Here is a 22,007-nt window from a genome sequence, read left to right as displayed (position 1 = left end):
TCTACCTCCAATTCCCGATGCCCGATGCCCAATTCCCTATTCCCAATTCCCTATTATCAATGTCTCGACCAACATTATATATTGCCATCACAAATCACGGATTCGGCCACGCTGTCCGAGTCTCGTCCGTAGCTGCCAAAATTCAAGAATTAAATCCAGATATTTTACTAATTATCACAACAACAGCACCTCGCTGGCTGCTAGAATCTTATATTGGTGGCGACTTTATCCACCGTCCCCGCGCTTTTGATGTCGGAGTCGTGCAAGCTGACAGTTTGAATATGGATAAAGACGCGACGCTGGAAAAATTGCGGGAAATTCGGAAAAAGCAAAATTCCCTAATTGCCAGCGAAGTTAATTTTATCAAGCAAAATCGGGTGGGTTTGGTGCTGGCAGATATTCCTCCTTTGGCAACGCGAATGGCGGCAGCGGCTGGGGTTCCTTGCTGGATGATGAGCAATTTTGGGTGGGATTTTATCTATCGAGATTGGGGCGGGGAATTTGTAGAAATTGCAGATTGGATTGGTGAGTGTTTCGGAATGTGCGATCGGCTTTTTCGTCTTCCTTTGCACGAACCGATGGCAGCTTTCCCAAATATTCAAGATGTGGGCTTGACTGGCGGCAATCCTCGCTACAGTAACGAAAAAATTCGGGAAGTAGTCGACATCGAAACACCACGGGAAAAAACTGTATTGTTAACTTTCGGCGGACTGGGTTTAGAGGAAATTCCTTATCAAAATTTACAGCAATTTAGCGACTGGCAATTTATTACTTTTGATGCGGGAGCTCCCGATTTGCCGAATTTGATTAATGTCAAAAATCAGGAGTTTGCACAATCTTTCCCGATTTTACCGCGTCCGGTCGATATTATGCCTGTCTGCGGGCGCTTAGTTTCTAAACCGGGATACAGCACTTTTGCGGAAGCTTTGCGCTTGGAAATACCTGTTGTTTCTATAATGAGAGAAGGGTTTGCAGAAGCTGCGGTGTTGCTGGAAGGGATTCAAAATTATGCGGAACATCAAATTTTGACGGCGGCGGAGTTTTTTGAGGGGGATTGGGAGTTTTTGCGAAAACCGCTGCATCCGCCCCGTTTGTCGGGTAAATTGGATAAAAATGGTACCGAGGATCTCGCCCAAGCTGTTGTAGACTACTTTTCATAAGTGCGATTAGAAATCGATCTTACACAAACAAAGTCTACCTCCGCCGACAGAAGACTTTTGCATCAGTTTCATCCAAAATCTCAAATCTAAAATCGAATGAATCACTATCAACAGATACTCAAGATTCAAACTACAGGGAAATCTTTGGGCAAAATCACTCCTAAGATAGAAGATGTGGTGGCGAATTCAGGTATTAAAACGGGACTTTGTAGTTTATTTCTGCGCCATACTTCTGCTAGTTTGGTGATTCAAGAAAATGCTGACCCGGATGTACTTAAGGATTTGGCTAACTTTTTGGCTAAACTGGTACCGGAGGGCGATCGCTACATTCACGATGCGGAAGGCCCAGACGATATGCCGGCGCATATTCGCACTGCGCTGACTCATACTTCTGAACAAATCCCGATCGATCGCGGCAGGTTGCTGTTAGGAACTTGGCAGGGAATTTACCTGTGGGAACACCGCCAGCGGGGCCACATTCGCGAATTAGTTGTTCACGTCAGCGGCACTTGATCGGAATTTGTACCTCGCTGATTTTAGTTGCTTCCGGCGTCATCGGGGAATTGTAAAAAAAGCGGCGCGGCGGGCCGACTATTTCGTATTCAGGATGTTCTTGAAGCCAATCTTTGAGTTTCTGGAGGTTATTTTCGTAGCTTTCCCAAGTGTAGGCCCCGCCCACGCCGATGCTGACAACCATCATCGGAGAAGTATCTGTGACTTCTACAGCGGAGTTAACGCTGCTGGGGGCGATATTTGGTTCGGGATAGAGGAACGAAACTTTTGCTTGGGGAACCGCATCGATTTGCGCGGAATTTTCCGTGTAGCGTGCTTCTACTGGCGTTGTCATCGCAATTTGGTTGTTGCTGATGTGTTGAAATAAGGGATTGAAGGCGATGCCAGTTGCTTGTCGCAAATCGCCAGCGTGGGTGTAGGTGACAGCGCGGTACTGAGGATATTGCTTAACTTCTATGACCCCAATCTGTGCGGGTTCAGGGAATCCAGTAGGTAATACCATTTGAGATTTAAAAGTTGAGATTTTACATTGAAGAATGGGGAAAACTGACTCCGCAAGGGTTTGGAACTTGCTTGCAGTTGCATGGTTTTTGGCAACTGGTATAAATAGGCTGAGATTGTTTGCAGACAATCGTTCAGGTGGCACAATTAGTTTAGCAGTTATTTAAGGCGCTGCTAACTGTCGATCGCCTAGAATTAGTTGAGAGATTATTAATTAACCTCGTAATAATACGGACGGCACTGAGTAAGCAGAGAAACATTAATCTAGTTGTGCTTGAAAAATTAGCGTTTTTCAGGCGTTTGCTATTTGTGTCGGAAAATATTCGGCTGTTGGGGCCATCGAGCTGTGCGTTCTCAGTTATTGCCACGCTTATCGCGTTCAGTAACGCCTGTCAATTATACTGCTTTCAGGGAATGATGTATGAAAAAGATTCTAGTGATTGAGGACGAGCAAGTAATTCGGGAGAATATTCTCAAACTCCTCAAAGCTGAAGGTTTCGACGTGACGGGTGCAGAAAATGGATCGCAAGGTTTATATGCGGCGGTGTCAAATGTTCCCGACGTGATTATTTGCGACGTGATGATGCCAGAACTTGACGGATATGGGGTGCTGGTGGCCTTGCGATCGAATCCTGTTACTGCTACAGTACCTTTTGTTTTTCTGACCGGTAAAGCCGATCGCTCTGAAATGCGGCAAGGTATGGAATTGGGAGCAGATGATTACCTGACTAAACCTTTTAGTAAAGCTGAACTTGTGGGCGCGATATCGAGCCGCTTGAAAAAACAAGAAGCTGTCGCCGAACAGTACAGTATTTTGCAATCGCAAGCCAGCGAATTTATCCAAAATACAGCAGACAAATTAGAGCAGATAAAAACCAGTTTGTGCAACGCACTGGAACGAGAAGAATTCCAAGTTTACTATCAGCCGCAAGTCAATGTCCAGACAGGTAAAATTATGAGCGCAGAAGCTTTAGTGCGCTGGGTACATCCAGAAAAAGGGCTAATTTCACCCGCAGAATTTATTCCCCATGCCGAAGAAACTGGCTTCATTGTACAGTTAGGGGAGTGGGTTTTGCAGACAGCTTGCAAGCAAATGCAAGTTTGGCAAAATGCTGGTTTTTCGCTCCGAATAGCTGTGAATCTGTCGCCGCGCCAATTTCACCAACCGGATCTCAGCAGCAGAGTTGCCCAAATTTTAGCAGAAACTGGTTTGGAAGCGAGCAGTTTGGAATTAGAGCTGACAGAAAGTTTGATGGTAGAAGATGCCGAAAGTGCGATCGCGACTTTGCAACACTTGAAAAATTTGGGAGTTTGTATATCTCTTGACGATTTCGGAACTGGGTATTCTTCTTTAAGCTATCTAACGCAATACCCATTCGATACTTTAAAAATAGACCGCTGTTTTATCAGCAATATCACCGATGGTTGCACAAATGCAGCGATTGTGAAAGCTATTATTGAAATGGCGCACAGTCTCTGTCTTGAGGTAATTGCCGAAGGAGTTGAGACAGAAGCAGAAAAAGATTTTCTCTGGCGTTATAAGTGCGATATAATGCAAGGCTATTTGTTTAGCCCTCCTTTGGCAGCAGCGGATTTTGAACAGTTGTTGGTGGCAGGAAAATAGAATATCTATTCAGTCAATATTGATGGGATAATTAAGTGCAATCGGGGTGTAAGATGGCTTGAGAATCCCGCATTAACGTTGACTTCCTCAAATCAATAAATAAAAAAATAAAGAGGTTGACCTAGCAGTTAAACCAGCTCTAGTGATAGTTTTTTGAGCTATTATTTCAAAGTTTTTTGTCATTCTCAACGCTGGAGAACGCGGCGTTATGATGCAGTTTGGTAAAGTACAAGCACAGGTACTCGGAGAAGGAACTCACGCGGAGGGGATGATCTCACTTTTGAAATGGCTATTATCTGAGTAGAGGTAGAAAAAAGATAAGCTGTTAAAAAAAATGTATACTATCGCAAATTTACAAACTTAATACGGCAACTAAAGTCTCATAAATGTTAGGAGTTATCCTAAATTTGTAAAATTCAAGAAACCTACATTCATTTTAGGGAAATGTTTTTCTATAAGGCTGATTAACTTGCTGTCTACCCTACAACTCCCTAGTAAAAAAAACGTCAATGGGCTGAACAGGCAGAGCAACGAACAGTCAGGTTCGTCGAGGATTTACGAGCCGCGGGGATTGACTTTTAACAACTATGAGACAACCTTAATGAAAAGTTAAACCAACCTTATCTTGGTCTTGATGCAGGTTTAGTATGCTTTGTTTAATTCACCGGAAAAGCTGATGCAACTATCACGACGAAAGTTTTTTACCTTGGCAGGAGCAAGCGCTGCTGGCACTTTGATGATGTCTCCTCTAGAAGCGCTTTATGCCAGAAAGGCCAATGGTCAATCAGTATTTGGGGGAGGGTATGGCCCTCTCATAGCCGATCCGAATGGATTGTTAGATTTACCCCGTGGGTTTCAGTATCGGGCTTTTTCACGAACGGGCGAAATGATGAGCGACGGTTCCCCTGTGCCCGGTGGTCACGATGGCATGGCGGCTTTCCCAGGTCCCCAAAACACGGTGATTTTAGTTCGCAATCACGAATTGAGTCCGAATTCTACAACACAAGTTGTGGGCCCCAATCCTTACGATCCTCTTTGCAAAGGCGGGACAACCACACTACAGGTTGGCCGCAATCGTCAGCTCGTCAACCACTACACTTCGCTTAGTGGCACCTATCGAAATTGTGCGGGCGGCCCGACTCCCTGGGGTTCTTGGATTACTTCCGAGGAGAATACCTCGACTGTGGCGACTAATAGAGCACCGGGCCATGCGACAAATGTCTCCAAATCTCACGGCTACAACTTTGAAGTTCCGGCTCTCGCAACGGTTCCTGTGAATCCCGTACCTTTAGTTGCAATGGGACGGTTTAACCATGAAGCGGTGGCGATCGACCCCAAAACCGGAATTGTGTACGAGACTGAAGACCAAAGAGATGGCCTTTTGTATCGCTTTATCCCCAATGAAGTGAAGAATTTAAGCGCCGGGGGCACTCTGCAAGCGCTGAAGATTAAGAATATGCCTCAGGCAAAGACTTTTGCCGGCTTTCCCAAGCGCAAACCGATGCCGGTGGAATGGGTGACAATTGACAATCCTGACCCTGCTACGGATACGGTACGGGTCGAAGGTTTCGGTAAAGGTGCTGCCCAGTTTACTCGTGGGGAAGGCATCTGGTACGGCAATCGTGAAGTTTACTTCTGTTGTTCCGACGGTGGCTCTGTTGATGCTAATGGCAGACCGAACGGATTTGGTCAGGTTTGGCGGTATCTTCCCGATCAAGATGCGATCGAACTTTTTGTTGAGGCTAAATCGGCTGAGGAACTCGATGGTCCTGACAACATTGTTGTGGCACCTTATGGTGATCTGATCATTTGCGAAGATGGCGATGATGAGCAGTTCGTGGTGGGTGTAACTCCCAACGGGGAACTGTATCGTCTGGCAAAAAATGCTATCAACGATAGCGAGTTTGCCGGAGCCTGCTTCTCGCCGGATGGTAATACTATGTTCGTTAATATCCAAACCCCAGGCATCACGTTTGCCATTTGGGGTCCTTGGAAGTCTCAACGAGGAGCATAACATTACTGTCTTGTAGTGCGAGCATTTTATTTGCCTGTAAAACGCTCTTATGTTCGCACTATGCAGAATATGGTGAATCACGCCGGATTGTGACAACATCCGGTGTGGGTTCTCTATAAGATTAGAAAGAAAAGGATGGGAGTTTGAAGATTAGTGCAATATGTCAGCCAGTCGAAACGAGTGTTTTATTCTTTGGTAATGCTGTCGATCGCCTTTGCCGTTGACCTATGTCAATCTAGTGGTTCAGTCGCTCAAACACCGGTTGATTACGTTTGCTATATACAGACGAGTGATGGTCGAACGATCGACTTAGGTAAGCTTTGTGGACGTAGTAGCAGTGGTCGCCCGATCGCTTTACAGCCAAATGATCAGGCTTTTATTAATAATTACCAACAATCGTTGAGCAAACGGCTCAAGTCATCCTCATCCGATGCCGTGTCTCGCCTTCAGCGAAATCCCCAAGCTGCTATCGAACGTGCGCGCAGGATATGTAATGCGCTCAGTGGGGGAATGTCGATCGACTTGCTGCAACCTCAAGGCAATGCTGAAGTTGATGCGCTTAACGCTCTGGCTCCTAAATATTACTGCCCTGAGTTTCACGACTGAGCAAGGAAGTCTGTGTGGAGCGATCGCCTCGCCTCTGCCATTACTGGCCGTTCAGGAGTAGGAAAAGTGGCTCAGATTGCCTCTGTGAGGTCAGTTTGCCAGTCACAAAAAGCAAGGAAGTAACTAGATTTTGAAGGGCTTTAAGGAAGTCTGGTTTAAAAAAATCCGAGGCTGGTTGCTTCTGGCAATTGGATGCAGCGTATTCCAGGTGTACTTCATAAACCTGGAATACGCTGTATTTTAAGGTTTTCGATACTCCCGATTTTTTTTCGGGTAAGCAGTCGGTTAACCTCTGCTTTGTTTTATCGGCGACCCTTGTCAATTCAAGGTATAATACAAAATATAAACCATGAATAAATCGACGTTTTTAAATCAGTCACATCGGCTAAAATAAGAATTATAGGAAAATTTTTCCTATAATTTATGTTGATTTATTTATTGGTATATCGTTAGTTTTAAAACTGAAATGGTAGCTGAACCCGAGGTTAATTGTCAGCGTTTAAGAGCAAAGTTTCCGAAAAAAATATTGAATCGCGGATTAAATTTTCCCTATGTTACTGTGTGGCAGTAGCCGCCAAAATCATCTATTTGTTGGTTGGCAGCGCTTAAATACACAGTTTTTGGTCATAACAGTGAACTACTTATTACTATCATTTCTCAGCTTTTTTGTGGGCATTCTGGTTGGTTTGACCGGAGTCGGCGGAGCCTCGCTCATCACCCCAATGTTAATTTTTGTCTTCCAGGTTCCGGCATCAATTGCTATTAGTTCGGATGTCGTAGCGGCCACACTGATGAAAGTTGTTGGCGGCTTCAAACACTGGCAGCCAAAAACCCTCGACTTGCAAGTAGTTAAGTGGCTGGCTTTGGGGAGCGTGCCCGGTTCGCTGAGTGGCGTGTGGATTTTACACTGCATCAAATCCAGCGGAAATCAGGACTTAGACAGCATATTGCTGCGCTTTCTCGGAGTAGCGATCGCCCTAATTGTCGCTTTATCGCTGACGCAATTACTGCTGAAAACATTTTTCCCTAATTTTAAATTACCTTCGCCGCCAGAATGGGAATTAAATACAAATTATGGCCGTATTTGTACTGTGAGTGCGGCAGCAATATTAGGCTGCATAGTGGGAATCACTAGCGTGTCTTCGGGCGCGATGTTTGCACTGTTGCTGATTGCTTTTTTCCGCCTGGATACTTCTAAATTGGTGGGTACAGATATTTCGCAGCCGGCAATTTTGTTGATGTTTACATCTCTGGGACACCTCAGCCTCGGAACAGTAAACTGGAGTTTAGTTTTGCCAATTTGGTTGGGTTCGGTGCGGGGAGTTTTGGTAGGGGCTAAATTCTGCCAAGTTATGCCTCAACGCCCGCTAAAGTTTGTGATTTACGGAATGTTGGCGATGGCTAGTTGGAAGTTGTATCAAGTCTGAAAAGTAGGGTAAGGTCAGGAGTATTGCTGTCAACAAATATGCGCTTTCGGTGCAGTCCGGCAGGGGTTTAAGCCCCTGGCGGTCTTTCGGGTTAAGCTGATAGCAATGTCGAAGTAATGACGCTCGCCCCTACTACGTATTAATAATTGCTGATTAATGATTCGAGTTCGCGGATCGTCGGCAATTCTAAATCTTTAAACAGGGCTGTACTGAGGTAGCGTTCGCCATAAGAAGGCTGCACAAAAACTATCAATTTTCCTGCATTTTCGGGACGCTTGCCGACTTGAATTGCAGCAAACAAAGCAGCGCCTGCTGAGATTCCTGACAACAATCCTTCTTCTCTGGCTAGTCGGCGGCTGTAGGCGATCGCATCTTCGTCGCTAACTGCAATCACCTCATCAATTAACTCTGGTTTCAACACTTCTGGGATGAATCCTGCACCAATCCCTTGAATTTTGTGAGCACCAGATTTTCCTCCAGAAAGCACGGGGCTGGTGGCTGGTTCAACTGCGATCGCCCTAAAACTCGGTTTCCGCTGTTTAATTACCTCAGCAACTCCAGTAATTGTGCCGCCGGTGCCAACTCCAGCAACTAAAAAATCTACTTTACCCTCTGTATCTTCCCAAATTTCCTCGGCCGTGGTTTCCCGGTGAATTTTTGGATTAGCGGGGTTGCGAAACTGTTGCAGCATGAAAGCGTCGGGGGTTTCTTCTGCAATTTCTTCCGCACGGGCGATCGCGCTTAACATCCCTTCATGTCCGGGCGTCAATTCCAACTGAGCTCCGTAAGCTTTCAGCATCGATCGGCGTTCCGTACTCATCGTATCCGGCATCGTTAAAATCAGACTGTACCCTTTCGCCGCCGCGATCATTGCCAAAGCAATTCCAGTATTGCCTGAAGTCGGTTCAACTAAAATAGTTTTCCCCGGTTGAATTAATCCCGCCTCTTCTGCCGCCTGAATCATGCTCGCCGCAATCCGATCTTTCACCGAAGCAGCCGGATTCATCCCTTCCAATTTGGCCACAATTTGAGCAACTACTCCTTCGGCTTGGGGAATTTTATTGAGCTGAACTAAAGGAGTTCTGCCAATTATTCCTGTAACATCCTTAGCAATTTTCATGGCTTAATTTCTCTCCAATTAAATGTAGTACATGGGATGTGCTTGTTTGCGAACATCCCGCTGTTGGCACAAATCTTGTAATGTGTATTTGCCCAAAACAGCCCAAGATGCCTGTTGAGCTTCCTGCCAGATTTCTAGCACCGCAGTTTTTTCTATTGTTACAGATTCCGAAACTTTTTGGGTCGGGCCGCTGCCGTCACCTTCGAGACTCGAAAACACCTCTAGCAAAGTAATCTGCCAAGGTTCTTTCGCCAGCAAATAACCGCCTTTAGCACCCCGCAGACTCTGCACGATACTTGCACGCCGCAGCACGGCAAGAATTTGGTCTAGATAGCGTTCTGGTATCTCTTGAGAAGCAGTAATTTCGTTTACTGTTAGGGGCGAATCCTTCGGGTAGTGGCTCGCCAGTTCCAAGAGCGCTAACAGGGCATATTCTACTCTAGAAGATAGTTCCACATTCCCTACTGGCGATCGAGTTTAAATTGTACATTGTATCATAGTACATAATTCCGGTAGATGTACAGGTGTTAATATATTTTTATTACAAAAACGCTTGGAGAAATCCCGTGAGCAACGTAAATGTAGGTAATTTAAGCTGTCGGCACTGTCGGTATTACGAGCAGCACGGGCACAGGGGCGGAAACTGCCTGATGCTCGGCGTGGGGGTACAGGGTGGGTGGAAAGCTTGCCCATTCTTGGTTTCCCCCTTTGCATCGTCTTGGGAAGGCCCAGAAGCGGGTAGAGCAGGAGAGTCTCAAATGTTGCAGGGAGCGAGTATTTTACAGGCAATACCGCCCCCTTAAAGTAACTGCTAAGGAGGTAGGCGGATATATGCTGAGTCATCGTTAAGTTGATTCATACTCGCCTACTTAACGGCAGTCAACAGGTGCGAGATATCGCATCTGTTGGCAGTGAGAAGAAAGAAATCAGGAGAAACAGAAAAGCAAGTGCGCTCGTCGCACTTGCCTTTAAACTTATTGACGATTCGAGGAGAAAATTTAACGCACATTCGATACAAATTATTTGTTGTCTAGAGAACTGTGAATTTGCTCGAATATCGCCTTGTCACCGAAGAAATTCTTTTGCCCCGCATTCCTATCATCTACATCGCCGCTCGTAAACTATTAACAGTTAATAACCTTTTATATTTCGTAGTGCCACACCTCGGAAGGTTGTAGAATAATCTGGTGGAGCGGCAGACGATCAATCAAGCCTTGCTGCTCAAAATGACCGAGGGTGCGAGTGACAGTTACGCGACTTGTACCGATGATTTCTGCAATGTCCTGATGCGTTAAAATCATATCGATTAGATGTCCTTGCTCTACCTCAGAACCAAACCTCTTAGCCAGCCAAGTTAATAGTTGATAGAGCATAAAATCAACTCTTTTGTAACCTCGCATTACCATAAAATCTTCAGCCTGCTGAATGTGATTGAGCAAAATATCTCTATTTAGCCAGCGATCGCCACATAGTAAAATTGCCTCGACTTTAGTGAGGCATTCAATTTGAAAAGGATCGCATTTTGATATCGGTTTGCCGATCGTATCACCAGGCCCCCACAATCCCAAGGTGATAATTGTGCCATCTTCAAGCCACGTTACAGTTCGCACTACTCCAGTTTCAATTCGCCACAGAGCATTGCTTCTGTTGGGCAAGTGCGAGCGCCGAGAAAATATATGTCTGCTCGTTTCATCAAAAGTTTTAATGGAAAGAGAAGCAATAGTCATAGCCAGTTACTGAAAGAATAAAAGTTAGTTTGTCCAATGGCCACAGGATAGTATGGCTGGCAAAAATCTATATAAATTAAAGCTTTACTAGATTCCTGCACCGTCTAAAAACTGTGTAATGAATAAATCAGAAGACATGAATAATTCATGTTTTTCGACCTCTGCTGGCTCTGATTGAGTTGTTTTGAGCGGAGATAATTGAGATTTCAAAAAAGCAACCTGCTCTTCTAAATCCTTAATTCTATCGAACAAAGCTCGAATCGCTTGAGCTTCCAAATCCGGTATGCCTTGAGAATTTTGAGCATCTTCCACCTGCTTTTTCCGAGAGATAATGCGGCCGGGAATTCCCACAACTGTGCAATCGCTAGGGACATCTCGCAGCACTACCGAACCCGCACCAATCCGAACATCATTGCCAATTTGAATATTGCCTAAAACCTTAGCACCGGCTCCTACCACTACATTTTCTCCCAGCGTGGGATGCCGTTTTCCTATTTCTTTACCCGTGCCGCCAATGGTCGCTCCTTGATAAATGACAGCATAATCTCCAACGATCGCAGTTTCGCCAATTACCACCCCCATGCCGTGGTCGATAAACACGCCCCTACCAATTTTCGCTCCTGGGTGGATCTCAATACCTGTTAAAAAGCGGCTCAGTTGGGAAATAAAACGCGGTACAAACGGAAGGTCAGCGGAATAAAGCCAGTGTGCTATCCGGTGCAAAAAAAGTGCTTGCAGTCCGGGATAGCAAAATAATACTTCCAGCCAGTTGCGCGCCGCAGGGTCACGTTCGTAAATAATTTGCAAGTCAGTGAACATATTTAATCTCGCCCTGTTTTGGTTATACAGTATCGGCAGTGCCGACGGTTTAAGCTGCATAAAGCAGTATTGATTGTGGCATTCTTACCTATAATACTATAATCCGACCGAATTACAGTAGTTAATGAGAAAAAAATTTTCCTTCCCCAGCCCTTTCTAAGCGGCCTCGGATATTTTCCGCGAAACAAACGGTACAGCTTGTCTGACTTCTTGCCGCAGCGGAATCTCGATCGAGAATTCCGTCCCCAATCCCGGTGTCGAATCGCAGCGCAGCGCACCCTTGTGCTTTTCTACGACAATTTTATAGCTGATTGACAGTCCCAAGCCTGTCCCTTTTCCTACTGGTTTCGTCGTAAAGAACGGGTCAAACAGCAGTTTTTTGACATTTTCTGCCATACCGGGGCCGTTGTCAGATATCCGCACAATTATTTTGTCGGGACTTGAATATTCTGTGGTTATGGCGATCGCCATCGGATTGGCTTTCGCTGCTTTGGGCCCGCGATCGAGGTTGTAACTCTCCAGGGCGTCGATCGCATTAGCCAGAATATTCATAAACACCTGATTTAATTGTCCGGCATAGCACTCTACTAAAGGTAAATGGCTGTAGTTTTTAACAATCTCGATCGGCGGGCGATCGGCTGTAGCTTTCAGGCGACTTTGCAGAATTAGCAGAGTGCTGTCAATGCCTTCATGGATGTTGACAGGTTTCATTTCGCTTTCATCTAAGCGAGAAAAATTCCGCAAAGATTTGACTATTTCAACAATGCGCTCGGCTCCTATTTTCATCGAGGACAGCAGTTGGGGCAAATCTTTGCTGAGAAAGTCCAAGTCAATATTTTTTAAATAGTCTGAAATTTCCGAGGGAGGGGATAAATAGTTTTTTTGGTAAAGTTTTACCAACTCGAACAGATCCCTAGTATATTCGCTGGCGTGGTGAATGTTGCCGTAAATAAAACTAATAGGATTGTTAACTTCGTGGGCGACACCAGCAACTAATAAACCCAAACTAGACATTTTTTCCTGCTGAATCAGTTGACTTTGAGTTTGCTGCAACTCTTGCAACGTTTGCTCTAGCTGTCGAGATTTAGCCGTGCGTTCTGCTGCGATTTTTTCAATTCTATCGGTATAATTCCACAAGCTCATTAGATAAAGTGTCGCGGCCAAACTTAAGATTGTCCCCAAAATTAAGACAGTCAAAGAACGCCAAAATGTTAGAGGATTAATGTACTCTGGCGTTAGCCGCAGTTGCAGCAACCACCTGCGATTTTCAATATTGAGAATGCGGGTGCAACTGCTGCCGTCCGGGCAGTAAGCTCTTTCCCCCATAGCGAGTTTATTTTTGATATTTTCGTCGGTAATTATCCTTTTGGTCTTGGCTTCATAAAACGCAAGAAACCTTTCTGCTTCAGGAGCCATAGCATCTTGAAGATACACGTTAACAAAGTTGAGTTGACTTTCCTGCAAAGCCGATTTGATAAGAGCATCAATGAGCAAAACTCCGAGAGTAAAGCCTTTAAGCTTTTGTGGTTGCTTAGTAGGCAAATTGGGCTGCAATGCTGCGGTATCACCAGAATAAATTTGACTAAAAATTGGCATAAAGACGAAGATGCTGGCTTGATTTTGCGATGGCAATTTTTGGCGGTCAGTCGCAGTAATTTCTTGTCTTTTTGTGGCTTTTTCTAACGCTAGCTGATTGGCAGTCCAATCTAAATCTAAATTTATTTCCTCTGTTAGGAATTGCGGAGAGTCAGAAACACGGGGCAGCCAAGCGATCGCCTTCAGGCTCGGATGGCGGTAGAGGGCAGAACCCACAAATGTCTTAATTTCTGGTTTGTTAACGCCGTCAAATACGCTATAAAATGTTCCGGCTGCCCGAATTATTTCTAAATTGCCGCTAACATCTCTCTGAATGTCTGTAGCTATTTTGTCCAGCCGGTCTTGCAGTTCGGCTTGCATGGATTTGTATTCCCAATTGTACGCAACTGAAGAGGCGATCGCAGAAAGTCCCAATCCTGCACAAAGTGTTAATCCTGCCTGGATGTAACGGCGATAAGCAAGTAAAGTGCTAGTTGCTAAATTCAAGAATTTGTTAGCATTCATATTCTTCGCTGACCTTTTTTTATGGTTCCCACTCAAAATTTCAGGAGGAAGCTTTTTCCCCTTCCCAGGCCGAGCCTGGGAATGAATTTCAGGAGGCTCTGCCTCCGATTTAGAGCCACGAGACAGCATTACCAGGCACGAGCCTGGTAACGATGTGGGAGCAGTGTTTTGTAGAAGCTCCCGGATAGTATTTTGAGTAAGATGCAGCCGCTGATTTAAATTGAATAAGCAGGGAATGTCATGGCGTGTTTGGGCTTGACGTAAACCTGCTGATCTTGCGTTAACTGTAGAGAATCGAAGCGCTCGCGACTCACGTAAGCTGTTACTACCTGCTGCGATTCTAACAGTAACTCGGTTTGTATTTCCCGCCCTAAATGAATGATGCGACTGACTTTTGCTAATGAAAAACCAGACTCCGGCTTAGTTTTAATTTCCACGTCGTGGGGGCGCAAAAACAGTACGTCCGAATGAGCCGCTCCATTATTGCGAGCCGTTGTGGCGTTGCTGGCGAACAAACCCACAGCATTCGACAGCACATTGACCGGCCCAATAAAACTCATCACAAAAGCTGATGCCGGTTTATCGTAAATTTCAGCAGGAGTGCCAACTTGTTCGACTCTACCTTTGTTCATCACCACAATTTCATCGGCTACTTCCATAGCTTCTTCTTGGTCGTGAGTCACAAAAACTGTGGTGATGTTAACTTCTTTGTGAAGGTTGTGCAACCACGATCGCAATTCTTTGCGGACTTTAGCATCTAATGCTCCAAAAGGTTCGTCTAGCAGCAGCACTTTTGGTTGAACTGCTAGAGCTCTTGCCAAAGCCACCCGCTGCCGCTGGCCCCCGGAAAGTTGCGAAGGATAGCGATCGCCCAAACCTGTCAACTGCACTAAATCCAAAAGTTCATCAACCCGCCTGCTAATAGAGCCTTTAGGAACTTTGCGAATTTCCATCGCAAAAGCAATATTTTTCCGAATACTCATGTGTTTGAACAAAGCGTAGTGCTGAAACACAAAACCGATATGGCGTTCCTGCACCGACTGATGAGTAGCATCTTCACCGATCAGGTAAATCTGACCGCTGTCCGGCGGTTCTAGCCCCGCGATCATCCTCAGCAGAGTCGATTTCCCGGAACCGGAAGGCCCCAACAGCGCGACTAAAGAACCCCTTTTAATTTCCAAATTCACGTTGTCAATTGCGTGGAAGGAGCCGAAGTGTTTCGATACGTTCTGAACTGTAATACTCATGAGTTTATTTACCTATTTTAGGAGTTAACGAACCAAACTCCGCTTAGCTGACCGATTTACAGTAGTATATCTTGAAAATAATATTTTGCAATACCTGTAACTTTTTGTATTGTATTTCGAGGCCCTCCTGATGGGGACTGCGCTTCAAAGTTGAGGCTGGCGGGCCCGAAGAGTTAACCCGTAAGCGTTTCGAGATGTAGCGGTAAATGCGATCGTCCCAGAGTAAGCGATGCTGAAATTATGCAGAAACCGGGTTTGATGGACGGAAATACTGCATCAAAACCTTTAAAACCTTTAATCCCCGTAAAAAACCCGGTTTCTTTGCTGTCGCTGTATATTTTACGGCTGCCGACAATTCCCCGACTCCCGGCGATATTGAAGATTTCAGGTAGGAATTGCTCAATCTGAGGTGCGATCGCACACAATTTAGATCACAATAGTTAATTCAGAAGCCCGCCAGCTTCACCTTTGAGAAACTCACAGAATAGTAAATTCTAACCAGAACACCACTATGGGAAAACCAACAGGCTTTATCGAATTCTTGCGCGAATTGCCCTCCGAACTCTCACCAGTCGAGAGAGTCCACAACTGGGACGAATTTCACCTACCGATGGATGAGGACAAACTCCGCACCCAAGGCGCGCGCTGCATGGACTGCGGCATCCCGTTTTGCCACACGGGCACAATTATCAGCGGCATGGCAAGCGGCTGCCCGATTAACAACCTCATCCCCGAATGGAACGACCTAGTATATCGCGGACTGTGGAAAGAAGCCCTAGACAGACTCCACAAAACGAACAACTTCCCGGAATTCACCGGCCGCGTCTGTCCCGCCCCCTGCGAAGGCGCTTGCGTACTCGGCATCAACAATCCGCCGGTGACGATTAAAAACATCGAAGCCGCAATTATCGACAAAGGCTGGGATGAAGGCTGGATTACCGCCGAACCACCCGCCAAACGCACCGGCAAAAAAATTGCCGTCATCGGTTCCGGGCCCGCAGGTTTGTCCGCTGCCGCGCAACTAAATAAAGCCGGTCATTGGGTAACTGTATACGAAAGAGCCGATCGACCAGGCGGCCTGCTAATGTATGGCATCCCCAACATGAAGCTAGACAAAGAACAAGTCGTAATGCGCCGCCTGAAAGTCCTCGAAGACGAAGGCGTGACATTCGTCTGCAACACCGAAGTCGGCAAAGACTTACCAGCCGAACAACTGCTAAAAGAATACGACTCAGTTGTCCTCTGTACCGGCGCCACCAAACCCCGCGACTTGAGCATCCCCGGCCGGGAATTAAAAAACATCCACTTCGCAATGGACTTTTTGACTGCGAACACCAAAGCAGTTTTAGACAAGAGCACCAACGATAACTTCATCTCCGCCGAAGGCAAAGATATCGTGATCATCGGCGGTGGCGACACCGGCACCGACTGCGTGGGCACCTCCATTCGCCACGGCTGCAAAAGCCTCGTACAGCTAGAAATCCTGCCCAAACCGCCCTCGGAACGCGCCGCCAACAATCCCTGGCCCGAATGGCCGAAAGTCTACCGTCTCGACTACGGCCAAGAAGAAGCAGCAGCCAAATTCGGCGACGACCCCCGCGGCTATCTCACCACGGCGACAAAGTTCGAGGGCGACGAAAACGGCAATGTCAAAGCTGTGCACACCGTTGAGGTGGATTGGGCGAAAAACGAGAAAGGGCAGTTTATTCCGAACCACATCCCGGGCACGGAAAAAGTGTTGCCCGCACAGCTTGTGTTGCTAGCGATGGGCTTCCTCGGCCCGGAACAGCCCTTGCTGGATGCGCTGGGATTGGAACGGGACGCCCGCAGCAACGTGAAAGCCGAACACGAAAAATATACAACCAGCATTCCGGGAGTTTTCGCGGCTGGTGACTGTCGCCGGGGACAGAGTTTGGTGGTTTGGGCAATTAACGAAGGGCGCGGCGTGGCCCGGGAGTGCGACCTTTATCTGATGGGGAGCACTGATTTGCCTTAAAGCAACCGGCTTGACGCATTGGTTTGTAGTAAGGACTTCAGTCTTTTCAAACTCGGATTTAAGGACTAAAGTCCTTACTACGAACTTATTACAGAATTAACCCCAATTATGCCCAATTCATTACTTTCGGGTGAGGGTGCTGTCGGTACTTATAGTGAATTACTCAAAACAGGATGTAGAGGCGATAACCTGACGCCACATCACATACCATCAAATGCGTTTATGGAAGCAAAAGTGCCTGTTTACACCAGAAACAAAGGGATAGCAATGATGATGGAGCATTTGTCACCAGGAATGGGCGGTCGCCACAGAGAAACGCTATCCTATGGACAATCCCCTAACTTAAATATATTACCAAGACAGGCTCTCGCTCGTGAAGTTTGGGATGTGCGATCGATTTATCCCTGTCAAGGACTTTACACCCCAGAAATTAAGCGGGGTTTACAGCAAGTCATTCAGCAAAACAAGTTAGCGTGGCAAGGTGTATTCGATAAATGGAGGGTTTGAGAATGAGCCATAATTCATTAATCAACGTTTTAGAAACTAATAGATTGATGCGTTCCGATGAGGAAGTCGCTGCATTTGAGAATGCTCTAGCCGAACTTGCCAAAAACTCACCCATAGAAAATCTGCGAGAACTGCATCTAGTCTTAGATGACAAATGTCAGCACCCGGAAGTCATGTTTAGTCTCATCCATTTTCTAGAGTCTTTTGACGTAAAAAAGCAACTTCAAGCATTTATTAAGGCGGTTCCGCAATTAATCGTTTCCGCACCGGAGTGGACGAAAATTATCCACGATCGCATCCTAAATGATGAGTCTGCGCGTGCTTGTTATCAAGATATTTTGTCTGCGGTTGACAGCCAAAGCTCACTGATGAAACAAACTATTGAGCTACCAAAAGAATTAGCTGACCTTTTAGAACAATATCTTAAAGAAATTCCTCCGAATCAATTAATTGTCTATTTGCGGGAGCAATTAGGCTTAGTCAAACCAGAATTCCAAGGCCTTTCTGATTTGCTAGCAGTAGCAGGAGTCGCTAAAGATAAGTAGGTCACTCTAATTAAACCAGGACTTACGCAAAGATTAGCTTTACACACTACCCATAGCGGTAAGGTGCGCCCATAAGCACCCTACATATAGAGTAAGTGCGTCCAGGACTGTAAACGTAAAACGCTCTCGCTGTTATATCCCCGACTTATTAAAGAAGTCGGGGATATCGGGGATATGGGTATTCTATTTTTTGCTACCAACTAAATTAGGATCGTCAATTAAATAATTTCCCTTTTTTCTTGTGGGATGGGCGTCCCGCCCGTCTATCGGGGACGGGCGGGACACCGATCCCACAACAGTCATGAAAAGTGGATTTTATTTAATTCTCATCCCTTACAACACAGCCCATCAAATTTTTTAACCAAAATTCAACGGATCGACATCAATAGTTAAACTAACAGAACGCGGCGTGCGATCGCGCAACCCGATCAAATCCGACAAATCCACCGACTCATCCAAAGGCAACTTCAGCAAAATCTGCCACCGATAGCGATTTGCCACCCGCATAATCGCCGCAGGTGCAGGCCCCAACAACTCACACCCCGGTACAGACAATCGCTCAATATACTCCTGACAAACAGACGCTAATTGTACCGCCGTCACCGCAACTTCCGCCGCATCTACACTGCTCAACCGCAACAAAATCAGCCGCCCCGAAGGTGGATAATTCAGCGCTGCTCTTTCTGCTAATTCTGTTTCCACAAAACCCGCATATTCGTGCCGCCTAACTGCTTGAATAACCCGATGTTCTGGAGTGTAAGTTTGAATAATTACCCGCCCCGGATCGTCGCCTCTGCCCGCACGGCCCGCGACTTGAGTTAATGTTTGAAAAGCTCGTTCGCTTGCCCGATAATCCGATAAGTTCAGCAACCCGTCAGCAGAGACAACTCCCACCAATGTGACTCCTGCTAAATCTAAACCTTTCGTCAGCATTTGCGTACCCAACAAAATGTCAGCTTCCCCATGGGCAAATTGCGTTAACAATCTGCGGTGATCGCCCTTATTTCTAGTTGTATCGCTGTCAAATCGAATTGCCCGCAATTCTGGAAATAATCGGGTTAATTCCTGTTCGACTCGCTGAGTACCACTACCAAAGTTTTTGAAGTAAGGAGAACTGCATTCCGGGCAGTTTTGAGGGTGTCGTTCCGTGTGGTTGCAGTAGTGACAGCGCAATATTTCTGCTGTTCCTTCGCCGACGTGGTGATAAGAAAGCGAAACATCGCAGTTCGGGCATTCCATCACATAGCCGCAACTTCGACAAGAGACAAAGGTACTGTGTCCTCTTCTGTGAATAAATAGAATACCTTGCTGTTGTCTTGCTTGCAATTGTTCCAGCGCGTTTTGCAGGGAAGCGCTGAAAATTGAGCGGTTTCCTTGCCGCAATTCTTGGCGCATATCGACTATTTCCACAGGCGGCATCGGGCGGGAATAAATGCGATCGGGTAATGATAAATAATGGATATTTGGTAACGAGTAATAATCTCGGCGCGTCCCCACCAAAGTCTCTAAGGCTGGCGTTGCGGAACCTAAAATTAAGGGACAATTTTCTAATTCGGCGCGCCATTTGGCAACGGTGCGGGCGTGGTAGCAGGGGGCTGGTTGGTCTTGTTTGAAGCTGCTGTCGTGTTCTTCGTCGAGGATAATTAAGCCGAGGTGAGGTAATGGCGCAAAAATAGCCGATCGCGTGCCGATGACAATTTGCGGGGCTCCAGTCAGCATCTGTCGCCATGTATCGTAACGTTCGCCGTCGGATAGGGCGCTGTGGTACACGCAAATTTGCTCGCCAAAACGGGCGCGGAATCGATCGGTAAGTTGCGGTGTCAAACCGATTTCGGGAACGAGTACGAGGGCGGATTTGCCGCTGGCTAAGATTGGGGCGATCGCCTGCAAATACACTTCGGTTTTCCCCGAACCTGTAACGCCGTGCAGCAGCACTTGACGGAATCCCGAAAAAGAGTTAATAAACGCTAAAGCTTCAGCTTGAAAATGAGTTAAAGTTTTTGGTGCATCTGGCAATTGAGAAATTCCGCGATCGCCCCTGAGAACTTCCCTTTGATCGATAACAACGCTACCTTTTTGTTCCAAATTTTTGACAACCGAAGGACTCGCGCTGCAAATTCTCAGCAAATCGTTCATCCACATTTCACCGCCGCCACGCCGCAAAACTTCCAATACTTCTTGTTGCCGCTTGGTTAAATCTGTGCCAAATGCACTAGCAATTAATGTCACTGCCGGTTTGAGTTGTGGTTTCGGAGGAGTGGGAGGTTCTAAATAACTTTCTACCCAACCGCGTTTCAATAAATCTTTCAATCCCCGATAACTTCCCTTGACTTGTCGCTGGAGGTATTGCCAAGTGTAATCGCCGTTTTTTTGAGCTTGCAGCAATTGCAAAATTTGACTGGCTGCGGGATTGAGAAATGTTTCGGCATTGGGAGAAATTGCGTCCTTAATTAAGCGAATTCGGCGCACGGAACGGCTTAACAAACCGGGTGGCAAGGAGGCTCTAATTACTTGAATTAAAGGTGTGCAATAATAGGTGGCAGTGCGATCGAGCAATTCCCAGTAATTAGGCGGGAAAAAACCCGCACTGACAACATCTTCGACATCTTTAACTCGCGCCGGATCTAAGTCTGCCGGCAGTTGAGAAATGAACCGAATCGCGATCGCCCCTACCTGTTGACTGCCAAAGGGTACACTCAAAATATCCCCTGGTTGCACGGTAAGTTCCGCAGGTAAACGATAGGTAAATAACTTGTTTTCCTCCCCAGGCGAGTCCCCCGCAACCCTGAAAGGAGAGTCCACCAATACCTCGATCCACTCTGCTTGCACGGTGGGGCACTGGGGCGGTTCGCTGCTGCCGTAGGATGCCCCGGCCTCTGCCGCTATAGGGGTTGACAAACCAAAAGTGACAGTAGACATAGGGTTGCACATCAAACTAGGAGGAGCCGCGGTCAAAGGGAGTTTTCATTATCCCTCAGTTTAGCTCGATCGATCGCTCTTAGCTGCGGGAATTGGCCATCGGAATCTCGATCGCCAATTCAGTCCCTTCTCCAATTGCGGATATGCACTCCAAATTCCCGCCGTGTTTTTCCACAACAATCTGATAGCTAATTGAAAATCCCAAACCTGTCCCATAACCAACTTGTTTGGTGGTAAAAAACGGATCAAGAATTTTACATTTCACAGCTTCATTTATTCCCAAACCATTATCTTTGATGCTAATTCTGAGCCAATTATGGGAAATAATAGAAGTCTTAATTACAACAATATGAAGGGGCTTGGCTTCTATCTCCCCCCTAAATAACACTTGTTTTCTCGCTATGGCAGCACATCACTAGCATTATTAATGCTGTTCATAAATACCTAATTTAATTCCCCAGGATAACATTCTATTTCGGTAAATTTCCATAATTTTTAACAACTTTTATAGCCGGGTTCCCTGGTTTTTCTTTAGTTAAATGCTGCACAATTAACAAGGTGCTGTCAATTCTTTCGTGAATGTTAACTGGTTTTTTTTCACCTTATTCTACCGCGCCAAGTTGCGTAAAGTCAACACAATTTCGCGGATGCGATCGGAGCCAACTTTCATTGACGAAAGAGTTTTCAACAAATCTTCGCGCAGAAAGTCGATGTCAATTTTTTCTAGAAAAACTTCAATCTCTGTATCTGCTTCGGGATACCGATCCTGGTACATTGCGAGCAATTTTAAAATGTCGCCTGCGTAGTCATTGACATAGGTAATATTGCCATAGATGAAGTTGACGGGATTGTTGATTTCGTGGGCAATACCAGCTACCAAAATTCCCAAGGGCGATCGCAAACTTATAAAGGCGGGCCCAGCGCGAAAAATTGCCCGATTCAGACAACCTTTGTATAAAACCCGTCGGCAATGCAAAGCGAAAATATTAAATGTGAGTGCGATCGACCGGGGGCGACGGGAAAAGTGCGATCGACTGGGCGCGCGATCGCCCACAAGCAATCTCTAGTAACAAGCTAATTGCTCTCTCCCAGAACGCAACCACACTATAGCATTGCGGAGAAATCTCACTTTAATGTGTCGATCGTACTCACACACCCGCACCATTTTGTGCTAAGAACTAC

Annotated in this window: 21 protein-coding genes; 10 read left to right on the top strand and 11 right to left on the bottom strand. The window is 46.1% G+C overall.

From position 1 onward, the window contains the following. Positions 1–59: 59 nt before the first annotated feature. Positions 60–1,160, top strand: coding sequence for a glycosyl transferase (locus QUA74_RS03205; protein WP_333324884.1), 1,101 nt, complete (start codon positions 60–62; stop codon positions 1,158–1,160). Between the two features lie 96 nt (positions 1,161–1,256). Next, on the top strand, positions 1,257–1,673 hold the full coding sequence (locus QUA74_RS03200) for a secondary thiamine-phosphate synthase enzyme YjbQ (RefSeq protein ID WP_242718954.1): 417 nt from the start codon (positions 1,257–1,259) through the stop codon (positions 1,671–1,673). Here QUA74_RS03200 and QUA74_RS03195 read toward each other — a convergent pair. Further along, positions 1,660–2,175, bottom strand: coding sequence for a heme-binding protein (locus tag QUA74_RS03195; RefSeq protein WP_333324882.1), 516 nt, complete (start codon positions 2,173–2,175; stop codon positions 1,660–1,662). The genes QUA74_RS03200 and QUA74_RS03195 overlap by 14 nt on opposite strands. Before the next feature lie 420 nt (positions 2,176–2,595). On the opposite strand from QUA74_RS03195, the gene QUA74_RS03190 reads away from it, so the two are divergent. The 4 genes from QUA74_RS03190 to QUA74_RS03175 all read left to right on the top strand — a co-directional run bounded on the left by QUA74_RS03190 (position 2,596) and on the right by QUA74_RS03175 (position 7,845). Beyond that, positions 2,596–3,798, top strand: a complete 1,203-nt coding sequence (locus QUA74_RS03190) for an EAL domain-containing response regulator (protein ID WP_333324880.1) — start codon at positions 2,596–2,598, stop codon at positions 3,796–3,798. A 676-nt stretch (positions 3,799–4,474) separates the two neighbouring features. Beyond that, the gene (locus QUA74_RS03185; protein WP_333324878.1) at positions 4,475–5,812 is read left to right on the top strand and encodes an alkaline phosphatase PhoX; all 1,338 of its coding nucleotides are present in this window, start codon (positions 4,475–4,477) and stop codon (positions 5,810–5,812) included. A 153-nt stretch (positions 5,813–5,965) separates the two neighbouring features. Beyond that, on the top strand, positions 5,966–6,418 hold the full coding sequence (locus tag QUA74_RS03180) for a DUF732 domain-containing protein (protein WP_333324876.1): 453 nt from the start codon (positions 5,966–5,968) through the stop codon (positions 6,416–6,418). A 632-nt stretch (positions 6,419–7,050) separates the two neighbouring features. Further along, complete coding sequence (locus tag QUA74_RS03175; protein WP_333324874.1) at positions 7,051–7,845, top strand: sulfite exporter TauE/SafE family protein; 795 nt, start codon at positions 7,051–7,053, stop codon at positions 7,843–7,845. A gap of 139 nt (positions 7,846–7,984) precedes the next feature. Here QUA74_RS03175 and cysK read toward each other — a convergent pair whose 3' ends face one another. Then, positions 7,985–8,965, bottom strand: a complete 981-nt coding sequence (gene cysK, locus QUA74_RS03170) for a cysteine synthase A (protein ID WP_333324872.1) — start codon at positions 8,963–8,965, stop codon at positions 7,985–7,987. Between the two features lie 18 nt (positions 8,966–8,983). Beyond that, positions 8,984–9,421 carry an Rrf2 family transcriptional regulator gene (locus tag QUA74_RS03165; RefSeq protein ID WP_333324870.1) on the bottom strand — a complete coding sequence of 146 codons (438 nt, stop codon included), beginning with the start codon at positions 9,419–9,421 and terminating at the stop codon, positions 8,984–8,986. A gap of 110 nt (positions 9,422–9,531) precedes the next feature. On the opposite strand from QUA74_RS03165, the gene QUA74_RS03160 reads away from it, so the two are divergent. Further along, the gene (locus QUA74_RS03160; RefSeq protein ID WP_333324868.1) at positions 9,532–9,768 is read left to right on the top strand and encodes a hypothetical protein; all 237 of its coding nucleotides are present in this window, start codon (positions 9,532–9,534) and stop codon (positions 9,766–9,768) included. A gap of 339 nt (positions 9,769–10,107) precedes the next feature. Here the strand turns inward: QUA74_RS03160 and QUA74_RS03155 are convergent, their stop codons facing one another. The 5 genes from QUA74_RS03155 to QUA74_RS03135 all read right to left on the bottom strand — a co-directional run bounded on the left by QUA74_RS03155 (position 10,108) and on the right by QUA74_RS03135 (position 15,283). Beyond that, positions 10,108–10,692, bottom strand: coding sequence for a Crp/Fnr family transcriptional regulator (locus tag QUA74_RS03155; protein WP_333324866.1), 585 nt, complete (start codon positions 10,690–10,692; stop codon positions 10,108–10,110). Between the two features lie 87 nt (positions 10,693–10,779). Then, entirely contained in the window at positions 10,780–11,511 is a 732-nt protein-coding gene (gene cysE, locus QUA74_RS03150; protein WP_445302122.1) for a serine O-acetyltransferase, read from the bottom strand. Between the two features lie 156 nt (positions 11,512–11,667). After that, entirely contained in the window at positions 11,668–13,611 is a 1,944-nt protein-coding gene (locus QUA74_RS03145; protein WP_333324862.1) for an ATP-binding protein, read from the bottom strand. A 215-nt stretch (positions 13,612–13,826) separates the two neighbouring features. Beyond that, positions 13,827–14,858, bottom strand: coding sequence for a sulfate ABC transporter ATP-binding protein (locus QUA74_RS03140; RefSeq protein WP_333324859.1), 1,032 nt, complete (start codon positions 14,856–14,858; stop codon positions 13,827–13,829). 173 nt (positions 14,859–15,031) lie between these two features. Further along, complete coding sequence (locus QUA74_RS03135) at positions 15,032–15,283, bottom strand: hypothetical protein (RefSeq protein WP_333324857.1); 252 nt, start codon at positions 15,281–15,283, stop codon at positions 15,032–15,034. Positions 15,284–15,369: 86 nt separating this feature from the next. Here QUA74_RS03135 and gltD point away from each other — a divergent pair, with 86 nt between their 5' ends. The 3 genes from gltD (at position 15,370) to QUA74_RS03120 (ending at position 17,906) form a co-directional block, all read left to right on the top strand. After that, on the top strand, positions 15,370–16,854 hold the full coding sequence (gltD, locus tag QUA74_RS03130; protein ID WP_333324855.1) for a glutamate synthase small subunit: 1,485 nt from the start codon (positions 15,370–15,372) through the stop codon (positions 16,852–16,854). A 108-nt stretch (positions 16,855–16,962) separates the two neighbouring features. Continuing rightward, positions 16,963–17,361, top strand: coding sequence for a hypothetical protein (locus tag QUA74_RS03125; RefSeq protein ID WP_333324853.1), 399 nt, complete (start codon positions 16,963–16,965; stop codon positions 17,359–17,361). A 2-nt stretch (positions 17,362–17,363) separates the two neighbouring features. Beyond that, positions 17,364–17,906: an Imm30 family immunity protein gene (locus QUA74_RS03120; protein ID WP_333324851.1), complete on the top strand. Its 543-nt coding sequence runs from the start codon at positions 17,364–17,366 to the stop codon at positions 17,904–17,906. Positions 17,907–18,263: 357 nt separating this feature from the next. Here the strand turns inward: QUA74_RS03120 and priA are convergent, their stop codons facing one another. From priA to QUA74_RS03105, 3 genes are all read right to left on the bottom strand, one after another. Beyond that, entirely contained in the window at positions 18,264–20,825 is a 2,562-nt protein-coding gene (priA, locus tag QUA74_RS03115; RefSeq protein WP_333324850.1) for a primosomal protein N', read from the bottom strand. 79 nt (positions 20,826–20,904) lie between these two features. Next, complete coding sequence (locus QUA74_RS03110; protein ID WP_333324848.1) at positions 20,905–21,213, bottom strand: ATP-binding protein; 309 nt, start codon at positions 21,211–21,213, stop codon at positions 20,905–20,907. Between the two features lie 219 nt (positions 21,214–21,432). Further along, positions 21,433–21,879, bottom strand: coding sequence for a hypothetical protein (locus tag QUA74_RS03105; RefSeq protein ID WP_333324846.1), 447 nt, complete (start codon positions 21,877–21,879; stop codon positions 21,433–21,435). Positions 21,880–22,007: the final 128 nt, after the last annotated feature.

The sequence above is a fragment of the Microcoleus sp. LAD1_D3 genome (genome assembly GCF_036702135.1).
Classification (GTDB): domain Bacteria; phylum Cyanobacteriota; class Cyanobacteriia; order Cyanobacteriales; family Microcoleaceae; genus Microcoleus.
This window is presented reverse-complemented; position numbering and strand designations above follow the sequence as displayed.